Here is an 8762-nt window from a genome sequence, read left to right as displayed (position 1 = left end):
GGCCTTCAGGGCCTGCTTGAGCCGGATGCGGTTAACGCCGCCCGTCCGGTTCTGAGGGGGGTGCGGCGCAGCAATGCGCCGCACCTACCCGACAGGTCGAGACCTCCTACCTGGAGATCAAGTCCACCATTCTCGGCGGTCGGGTCCTTCGTTCCCGGACCCCTGCCGGCGTCACCCAGGAAGTCTTCGCACTGCTCGTCACCTACCAGCTCCTGCGACTGGCCATGGCGGATGCCACCGCCACCCACGCGGGTACCGACCCCGACCGGGCCAGCTTCTCCATCGCCCTGAACACCGCCCGCGACCTGCTCATACAGGCCGCGGGCGTCATCAACACGGCTGTCGACCTCGTCGGCACCATCGGCCGCCGGGTCCTGGCCGACCTCATGCCCGACCGGCGCATCCGCACCCGACCACGCGTCGTCAAACGCGCCATCTCGAGATACAACGCCAAAGGCATCGTCGACCGAACCAGCTACAAGGCCACGATCAGCCTCGACATCCTCACCGGCACCCCTTGACACCACACACCCGCCGCTAACTACACGGCATTGGGGCTAACCCCCAGGCCGTGGCGTTTGCGGCGAGGCCCGGTGGATCGGCTGCCTCGACGCCGAGGGCGCCACCGGCCGACGCGTCGGGTGGCGGAGCGGGTGGACGACACCGGCCGAGCGCCGGGCTCAGCCGAGGCTCTTGGTGTCCTTGCCCGGCTTCACCCACGGTTGCCAGGCGGCGTTGCCCACCACGTGGGCGAGCTGGGCCTCCGTCAACGGGGGCGTGGCGGTGCTTGCGGGGCCCCGCTTGCCGTCGGCGGCGTTGGCCGCGGTGAGCACGATGCGGGTGCCGTCCTTGCGCAGGAGGTCGGCGGTGCGGCGTACCAGCTTGCCCTGGTGTTCCTCGTACGTGATGAGGACGGAGCCGTCGCCGAGGTTGCGCGCGGTGCAGGCGCTCAGGGTAGTGCCGGGTGCTGTGCGCCCCTGGCAGGAGTAGAACTTCTGCAGTTCCAAGCGGGTGGCGGGGTGCATCGACTTGGTTCCCTTGCCGGTCCCGTCCTGCTGTGCCTTTCTGGCGGCGGACTTGTCGGGTGCCGCGGTGCCGGTCTTGTCCTGGCGGACGCCCAATCCGGCGGCGGCGCGGGCCCGGTCCTTGGAGAGGGCGCCGACACTGGTCAGCTGGAAGTTGCCCTGCAGGCTGACGGCCACTTCGGTTCCGTCCACGAGGAGGCGTCCGCCGGCGCTGACCTGCAGGGGCTCCTTCGGCCCGTCCCAAAAGCTGTAGCCGCTGGTCGCGGGCGTGCCGGGCAGTAGCCCGCGCAGGGTCGCGACGGCCTGCTTGCCGGTCAGCGCCACCTTGCCGTCCGGTGCCCCCGACGTCGCGGCGACCGGCTTGAACGCCGGGATGACCACGCCGTCGGCCTGGGTGGCCCGTCCGCCGGTCGTGCCGCCGCCGCTCAGCACCACCGCACCGGTGAGCGCGCTCACGCCCGCGAACGCAGCGGCTCCCCACAGGGTCTGGCGGCGGCGCTTCATCCGGCGGCCCCGGACCAGACCCTCGGTGACCAGGGTGTCGGTCGGGGCGGGCAGCTCCCGGGCGTAGCCGTCGAGCAGTTGCCCCACGCGCGCGCCGAACTCCACGCCGTCGTCCCGCTGTTCTCGCTCCATGAAAGTTTCCTCTTCCCCTCAGTGCCCGGCGAGGGCGTCGTGCTCACCGGCGAGCGACGCCCGGAGCGTCTTGAGCGCACGCAGGCTGCGGATACGCACATTGCCCTCGCTCATCCCCAGTTCGGCGGCGGTCTGGGCGACGCTGCGGTCCTCCCAGTACCGCAGGACGACCACGGCCCGGTCCTGCGGCGACAGCTGCGCCAGCGCGTTCGCCAGCGCCAGCCGCAGGGCCGGGTCGCGCGTCGCGGCCTGCTGCTCCGGCAGCTCGCCCACGGGCTTCTCGTACGTCCGATGCAGCCGGACATACGAGAGGTAGGTGCGCATCAGCATCGAGCGCACATACGCCTGTGGGCTGTCGGCCTTGCGCACGCGTCCCCAGGACACGAACACCTTGCCCAGGGTGGTCTGCACCAGGTCCTCGGCGAGGTGGTAGTCACCGCAGACCAGCAGCGCCGCCCGGAACAGGCGCGGGCTGACGGTCCGCATGAACCCCTCGATCTCCTCGGCCCGACGTGACGACCTGCGCATGTGTGTCCCCTCCCGAACAATGCGTCCGCTCTGGTTAGTTGACGCCTTGGACCGCACGTCGCGTTACAAAAAAACGAGGGCCTCGGACCGGTGCCGGTCCGAGGCCCTCGCGCACGCTCCGCAGCTATCGCCGCAGCGCTTCCGCCGGTTGGATGCGGGATGCCCGCCACGCCGGGTAGAGGCCGGCCACCAGGCCGGTCACCAGGCCGATGACCGGGGCGGCCGCGACCGTCGTCGGATGGACCACGGGTGTCCAGTCCCGCACGATGGCGACCCCGACCACGATCAGCGTGCCCAGACTGGTCCCGATCAGCCCGCCGAGCGCCCCCATCGCCCCCGACTCGGCGAGGAACTGCACGGTGATGTGCCCGCCGCGGGCGCCGAGAGCGCGGCGCAGCCCGATCTCCCCGGTGCGTTCGAGCACCGCCACCAGCGTGGTGTTGGCGATCCCCACCGCGCCGATGACCAGGCAGATCGCGGCGAGCAACAGGAAGAGCTGCTGCAGGTCGTCGGTCACGTTTCCGCGCAGGGTCCTGGGGTCGGGTGGCGGTATCGCCTTGAAGTACTCGGGGTGGTCGGGGCGTAGTGCGGTCGGAGCGAGCCGGGCCACCTGGCGGGCGGCGCCCATCTTGGTGGAGATCAGCATCTTCGCGCCGCCCGCGGTCGGCTCGCCCCACAGCTTCAGCGCGGTGGAGCGGGGCACGACGACCGACAGAAGCAGGTCAGCCTTGCGTTTCACGTCGTCGATGATGCCGACCACGGTGAACGGCTGGTCGCCGATGAACAACGCGGGCCGGGTCTCCAGGGTGGTGATACCGAGTCGCTCGGCCATGGAGGCACCGATCAGCACGACGGGCTGGGCGGTCTTCTCCGCGTAGGCGTCGTAGAGCCGTCCCTGCGCCACATGCGGCACCGCCGCCTCGATGACTCCCGGGGTCGCGGCGACGATGCTCGCCTGCTCGCCGCTCGCCGCGTCGCCGACCGGTGAGGAACGCACCCTGGCGTCGATGTTGCGGGTGTCCACCGTCCAGTACACGCCGGCGTGCTCGACACCGCCCAGCCTCTCGATGCGCGCGTCGGCGCCCTTCGGGAAGGCGAGGTGGACGAACTCGTTCTGCTCGATACCGATGTCCTCGACGTTGACCTCGGTGGCGGTCAGCATGTTGAACCGGGAGTCGATCTGCGACGAGGTGGTGGCGGTGAGCCCGAGGATCGCCACGAACGTGCCGACGCCGAGGACGGTCCCGAGCGCGGTGAGCGCGGAGCGGGCCGGGCGCTGCAGGATGCCGGCGAGGGACTCGCCCAGCAGGTCCCTGGGCGTGAAGACGGACGGCTCGACGGAGGATGCGGCCAAGCGGTCGCGGCGTCTCGGTCGCAGGGGCCACAGCTTCCTGCGGGGCCGACGGTGGTTCATGCGGTCACCTGCTCGTGCAGGACGCCGTCGCGGATGGCGACGGTACGGGCGCCGCGGGCGGCCACGGTCTGGTCGTGGGTGATGACCAGCACCGTCATTCCGCCGCGGTGGAGCTGTTTGAGCAGGCTGAGGACCGACTCGGCGTTCCTGCTGTCGAGGTTGCCGGTGGGTTCGTCGCACAGGAGCAGCGACGGCCGGGACACTAGGGCCCGGGCGATGGCGACGCGCTGGCGCTCACCGCCGGACAGGCGGGTGGGCAGGGCGTCGACGCGGTGGCCGAGGCCGACCTGTTCCAGGGCCTCGCGGGCGCGGTGGGTGCGGTCGGCGCGCGGGGTGCCGTTGTAGACCATGGCCAGCAGGACGTTCTCGCGGGCGCTGCGGTGCGGCAGCAGATGGAAGGACTGGAAGACGAAGCCGATACGGCGGCCCCGCAGCGCCGTGCGGTCACCGTCCTTGAGCGCCCCGATGTCGATACCGTCGAGGAGGTACGTTCCCTCGGTCGGGGCGTCGAGCAGTCCGGCTATGTTGAGGAACGTCGACTTCCCGGAGCCGGACGGACCGACCACCGTGACGAACTCGCCTTGTTCGATGCGCAGGTCGCAGGGCCTGAGTGCCGGTACCGGCGGCGGTCCCGGATAGGTGAGGGCGACCTGCCGGAACTCGATGACCGGCGGCGTACAGTATGCCATCACCGGCCGCCCGCAGCGCCGGACTTGACGCCGGTGACGACCTTGTCGCCTTCGGCCAGGCGCGCACCGCCCACCGGCTTGATCTCGACGTAGCCGTCACCGGTGGTGCCGGTCGTCACCTCCACTCGGCGCTGTTCACCGCCGGCTCCGACGACGGTGACGACGGTGCCGCCGTCGGAAGCGGCGGAGACCGCGGTGACCGGCACCACCAGCGCCGCGCCCTTGGTGGTGCCCGCCTCGATGGTCAGCCGTACGTCCTGGCCGACCGAGGTCACCGACAGTGCCTTGTCGGGCTCCACGACCATGAGGTAGCCCTGGCCACCGGCCGACTGGCCGTCGCCGCTCCCGGCGTCCTGGCCCGTACCGTCCGAGGAGGCCTGCTGCGCCGCGGCCGGGGTGTCCGCCACCGCCCGTACATGCGCGGCGGTTCGCGCACCGGTCTGCTCCTGGAGGACCTCCGCCTTCTGCCCGGCCCGTACGAGCCCCTTCTGGGCTTCCTGGAGGTAGCCCTGGACGACGAGCCGGCCGGCCGAGACCGTCATGACCTTGCCGGTGACCGTGGACCCGAGGACGGCGGAGACACCGTCCACGCGGGCGGGGAACCCGGACAGGTAGACCACTTCGGAGGCGGGGAGCATGGGGCCCGCCGCCGTCTGGGCCTGGGTCAGCCGGCCTCTCGCCCGCTCGAGGTCCTGGGCGGCGCGGTCCACGGCGCGGCGGGTTTCGTCGGTCGGGGTCTTGTCCCGGGCGTCCTTCGCGTCCTGCCAGGCCCGTTCGGCTGCCGTCACGGCGTCCTGCGCGTCCTGGACGACGGTGGCGGCGTCACTCTCGGCGGACACCGGGCTGTATCCGATCGACGCGTAGAAGGCGGCCAGCGCCTGCCGGGTTCCGGCCCCGAACGTGCCCCGGGCGTCGGAGCCCGTTGCATACCCCACCCCCGCCAGCGCGGACTGGAGTTGGGCCACGTCGTCACCGGTGGCGCCGGGCTTGAGGTCGCGGTAGACCGGCACTTTGCCCTTGAGCGCGAAGACCGGGCGGCCCGAGACCTCGACCAGGACCTGTCCGGCCCTGATCTCGGTGCCCACCCGCTTGGGCACCTTGGTGACCACGGCTCCGCTGGTGCCGGTACCGCCCGAGCCGGACGCGGTGACGTCGACGGACTGTCCCGCGACCACTGTTCCGCGCAGGATGACGGAGTCCTTCAGCACGCGCTTCTCCACCGGTGCGGTCAGCACGTCCTCCTCGGGCGCCTTGGCCTCGGCGGCGGCCTGCGCGGGGGACTTCACCACGAACGAGGCGGCGATCCCGGCGCCGGTCAGCAGCAGCGCGCCACCCGCTACCAGGGCCACCCACCTGCGACGCCGGGACAGGCCGGAGCCGGCCACGGAGGCAGGCGTATCGGACACATCGGCTATACCGCTCGCGCGAGGTACGTCAGGGGCATCGGGTTCCAACACTGTGCCTCTCCAGGCCGACTCTTTTGGTTCTTGGACGCGTTGAGGGACCCGATGCGTTACGAAATTTCGGCAGCCAGCTTCAGCTGCTTCTCGATCGTCTTCTTGACCTCGGCCAAGGCCTCGGCGTTCTGCTCGATCATCTGCTTCTCGTAGGCGACGTCGACCGAATACCAGATGCCCAGGACGTTGTACTTCTGCTTGCAGGCGACGTCGGCCGAGGCGACCTGCTGCTCGCGCGAGGTGGCCGTGACGGTCTTCTGCCACTCGGGGTCGTCGCCGGCCTTCATCGGGTCGGCGTACGTGTACCCCTTCTCCTTCATGCACTGCGACCACTTGGCGAACACCGCGCGCACCCGCGAGTCCGTGTACGACTTGTCCCAGCTCTCGGTGTTGACCTTCACCACGATCTCCGCGTCGCCGTAGCGGTTCGGTCCAGAGACACCCACCTTCCGGTCGGCCTCGCCGAGACAACCGCCTGCCGGGACCTTCTGCCCGTTGTAGTCCTGACCGCCCTTGGCCGCTGCCGAGCCCGGCTTCACCTTGGGGTCGGTGGTCCCGGTGAGCACCATGGTCGCCGCCGGGGACATCTTCTGCGGGCTGGGCTTGACCACCGGCTTCTCGGAGCCGGCGGGCTTGTAGCCGTGCACGGCCACGGCTTCGGCGTCCGTGACGCCGTATCGGAACTGAGTGATGCTCTTGGGCTGGAACGCCCCCTCCATGGACTGGTCCTGATACGTGAGGCCGAACCGCTGCATGCACTTCTGGCGAAGCACCACGACGGCCTTGTCCATCTGGTCCGTCTGGTCCTTGCTGAGCAGGTACGCCTCGATGGGCAGCGGTTGGTCGGTCACCGAGCTGAGCTTCGGTGTGGAGGCGACCTTCGGAGTCGACCCGCCCTTGCCCGAGTCGCCCGAGTCGGACGACGAACTGCAGCCGACCATGGTGGCCAGGGCAACGGCACTGCCGAGCACGGCGAGGAACGGGGGAAGAAGGCGCCTGCGCATGCTGATGCTCATCCTTGAGGTGACGTTGAGGTGGTCGTCGCTACACTGCGGGAGGGGTGTGCTGCCCAGCTGCATTGGGCAGCACACCCCTTTTTCTCGCCGTCCACCGGAACGCGGATGAACGGATCAAGCGGGAACTACAGACGTCGGCCTAGTAGAACTTGCCGGACGCGTTGTCGTTCTTGAGCGTGGTATTCAGGTTGGCCGCACCGCCTGCGCCGATGGACTGGGAAGCGCCCAAGTAGCTGCTGTTGAAATACAGGCGGATGCCGTTGTAGAAGTCCCAGTTGTCCACCGACGCGGTGTTGTTCTTGACGGCGATACCGGCACCGTTGCTACCTGCAGCGCTGGCGCTGAAGTAGTAGCTGGCGTAGTTGGGGATGTTGAAGTACTGCCGGTAGAACGCGCCCTTGTAGTCGCTGTTGTAGTACAGGCACGCGTAACCGCTGGTGCAGGGCTCCCCGGCGGCGCTGGCGGTGCCCGCCGTGGCGAGACCGGTGCCGAGGCCCGCGAGGGCCAGGGTTCCGGCGATGGCCAGGTTTCTGATGCGCATGAAGTTCCCTCCCGAAGATGCTGGGTTGCTCAACACCCGCTGATTTCCAGGGGTGTTGCACAGTCGAGCGACCTCGCGGCCGTGATCGACCGGTGCGAAGAGAGAACGTAAGTGGCCCCGAAGCGGGAGGCAACGAAGTTGATCGTGGATGGCGCAAAGTGACCGGCCATGTCGCACGTGTGAGCACAGCGGCGCACCACGCACCAGCCACCCCGCCACGAACACGCAGGTACGGCAGGCTCTACGGGCCGCAATCCGCCCCACGGCCCGCTGTCGGGAGCGCGCTCCAGCCCTCCCGACATCGAGCCTGATCTGCTGAAAAATACGGCAAGCGGAATACAACACCTTGAATGGACCGTTCGATTCCGTCAGTCCCAAAGGTGCGAAACAGCCGCCTCGGACGCCCGAGGTTGGCCGGTTACATGCGCTCCACAAGCAGGTTTCATTTACTCCACAAGGCCGGACATCGGCGTGGGCGAGGACGGTGGCGAGCGCCGACCAGGCCGGTCGGCGAGGATCCGCTGGGCGTGGTCGGGGACGGTGGTCGCACGTCGCCGACGAGAACGCGACGGACCTCCTCCCCGTCCGCCGTGACGCAGTGGCACCGCAAGGCCCGCCCGGCAGCAGGCGCGCGGAGTACCCGCCCCCGCGCTGGGCCACCTTCGACGCCCTCCGCGTCGCCGTGGGTCTGGCAGTTGACCGCGCCCGGCTCACCATCGAGTCCGACGCCATCGGCGAACGCGTCATCGCCTGGGGCGGCCGGTACAAGGTCGACTCCATCTCCGCCCTGGGCGACGGCGAACTCACAGACGCCAAGGTCGCCGGATACGTCGCCAAGTACGCGACCAAGAATGCTGAAGGTGCGGGCACCGTGGACCGCACCCTGATGTGCCGTCCCTGCTCCGGACGCGGCTACGTACGCGGACCCGACCGCTTCCACGACCGGTGCGCCGACTGCGGCGGCACCGGACAGGCCGAACCCATCAAGGCCCTGCCCGTCCAGCAGCACGTACGCCAGATGATCCGCGCCGCTTGGGCCCTCGGCCACCTGCCGGAGTTCGCCGAACTCAAGCTCTGGAAGTGGGCCCACATGCTCGGCTTCCGCGGCCACTTCTCCAGCAAATCCCGCGCCTACTCCACCACCCTCGGCGCTCTCCGCGACGTACGCCGCGCCTGGCGACTGGCCCAAGCAGAAGCCGCCCGCGCCCGCGCCGGCCACCCCACCACCGACGACACCACTCTCGTCACCAACTCCTCCTGGACCTACCTCGCCAGCGGCTACCGCCCCGGCGAAGAACTACTCGCCGCCCAAATCCGCCACGACATCGCCCAAGCGCGCGACGAAGCCGAGCGAGTCAAGACAGAAGGAGAGGTATGGAGGTGACTACCGCGACCGAGTCTCCCGCGCGGCGGTTGATGACGTGTGATGAAGAAGCCGTCGACCGCTGGATTGAGC

At 69.6% G+C, this 8762-nt stretch carries 9 protein-coding genes; 2 read left to right on the top strand and 7 right to left on the bottom strand.

Features of this window, described 5'->3' with window-relative positions; genetic code table 11:
• The first annotated feature begins 224 nt into the window (after nt 1-224).
• Complete coding sequence (locus ACIQFZ_RS28415; RefSeq protein WP_383056748.1) at nt 225-521, top strand: hypothetical protein; 297 nt, start codon at nt 225-227, stop codon at nt 519-521.
• Nucleotides 522-680: 159 nt separating this feature from the next.
• Here ACIQFZ_RS28415 and ACIQFZ_RS28410 read toward each other — a convergent pair whose 3' ends face one another.
• The 7 genes from ACIQFZ_RS28410 to ACIQFZ_RS28380 form a co-directional block, all read right to left on the bottom strand.
• A complete protein-coding gene (locus tag ACIQFZ_RS28410) occupies nt 681-1661 on the bottom strand; it encodes a hypothetical protein (RefSeq protein WP_383056747.1) in 981 nt (326 codons plus the stop codon).
• Nucleotides 1662-1679: 18 nt separating this feature from the next.
• Entirely contained in the window at nt 1680-2189 is a 510-nt protein-coding gene (locus ACIQFZ_RS28405) for a SigE family RNA polymerase sigma factor (protein ID WP_376652771.1), read from the bottom strand.
• 124 nt (nt 2190-2313) lie between these two features.
• The gene (locus ACIQFZ_RS28400) at nt 2314-3603 is read right to left on the bottom strand and encodes an ABC transporter permease (protein WP_376652772.1); all 1290 of its coding nucleotides are present in this window, start codon (nt 3601-3603) and stop codon (nt 2314-2316) included.
• Nucleotides 3600-4292 carry an ABC transporter ATP-binding protein gene (locus tag ACIQFZ_RS28395; RefSeq protein ID WP_402692454.1) on the bottom strand — a complete coding sequence of 231 codons (693 nt, stop codon included), beginning with the start codon at nt 4290-4292 and terminating at the stop codon, nt 3600-3602. Before ACIQFZ_RS28395 ends, ACIQFZ_RS28400 begins: the two co-directional genes overlap by 4 nt.
• A complete protein-coding gene (locus tag ACIQFZ_RS28390) occupies nt 4292-5677 on the bottom strand; it encodes a peptidoglycan-binding protein (RefSeq protein ID WP_383056745.1) in 1386 nt (461 codons plus the stop codon). Before ACIQFZ_RS28390 ends, ACIQFZ_RS28395 begins: the two co-directional genes overlap by 1 nt.
• 128 nt (nt 5678-5805) lie before the next feature.
• Nucleotides 5806-6753 carry a hypothetical protein gene (locus ACIQFZ_RS28385; protein WP_402692453.1) on the bottom strand — a complete coding sequence of 316 codons (948 nt, stop codon included), beginning with the start codon at nt 6751-6753 and terminating at the stop codon, nt 5806-5808.
• A 151-nt stretch (nt 6754-6904) separates the two neighbouring features.
• Complete coding sequence (locus ACIQFZ_RS28380; protein WP_376652776.1) at nt 6905-7306, bottom strand: peptidase inhibitor family I36 protein; 402 nt, start codon at nt 7304-7306, stop codon at nt 6905-6907.
• Between the two features lie 598 nt (nt 7307-7904).
• On the opposite strand from ACIQFZ_RS28380, the gene ACIQFZ_RS28375 reads away from it, so the two are divergent.
• Nucleotides 7905-8690, top strand: a complete 786-nt coding sequence (locus ACIQFZ_RS28375) for a replication initiator (RefSeq protein ID WP_402692452.1) — start codon at nt 7905-7907, stop codon at nt 8688-8690.
• The last annotated feature ends 72 nt before the right edge of the window (nt 8691-8762 follow it).

This window comes from Streptomyces sp. NPDC093064, assembly GCF_044754605.1.
Taxonomy (GTDB): domain Bacteria; phylum Actinomycetota; class Actinomycetes; order Streptomycetales; family Streptomycetaceae; genus Streptomyces.
The sequence above is the reverse complement of the archived record's forward strand: the minus strand, read 5'-3'. Positions and strand labels throughout refer to the sequence as shown.

Coding starts and splice junctions, on each gene's coding strand:
- ACIQFZ_RS28400 (WP_376652772.1), bottom strand. CDS start 3,603: ATGAACCACCGTCGGCCCCGCAGGAAGCTGTGGCCCCTGCGACCGAGA.
- ACIQFZ_RS28395 (WP_402692454.1), bottom strand. CDS start 4,292: ATGGCATACTGTACGCCGCCGGTCATCGAGTTCCGGCAGGTCGCCCTC.
- ACIQFZ_RS28380 (WP_376652776.1), bottom strand. CDS start 7,306: ATGCGCATCAGAAACCTGGCCATCGCCGGAACCCTGGCCCTCGCGGGC.
- ACIQFZ_RS28405 (WP_376652771.1), bottom strand. CDS start 2,189: ATGCGCAGGTCGTCACGTCGGGCCGAGGAGATCGAGGGGTTCATGCGG.
- ACIQFZ_RS28385 (WP_402692453.1), bottom strand. CDS start 6,753: ATGCGCAGGCGCCTTCTTCCCCCGTTCCTCGCCGTGCTCGGCAGTGCC.
- ACIQFZ_RS28410 (WP_383056747.1), bottom strand. CDS start 1,661: ATGGAGCGAGAACAGCGGGACGACGGCGTGGAGTTCGGCGCGCGCGTG.
- ACIQFZ_RS28415 (WP_383056748.1), top strand. CDS start 225: ATGGCGGATGCCACCGCCACCCACGCGGGTACCGACCCCGACCGGGCC.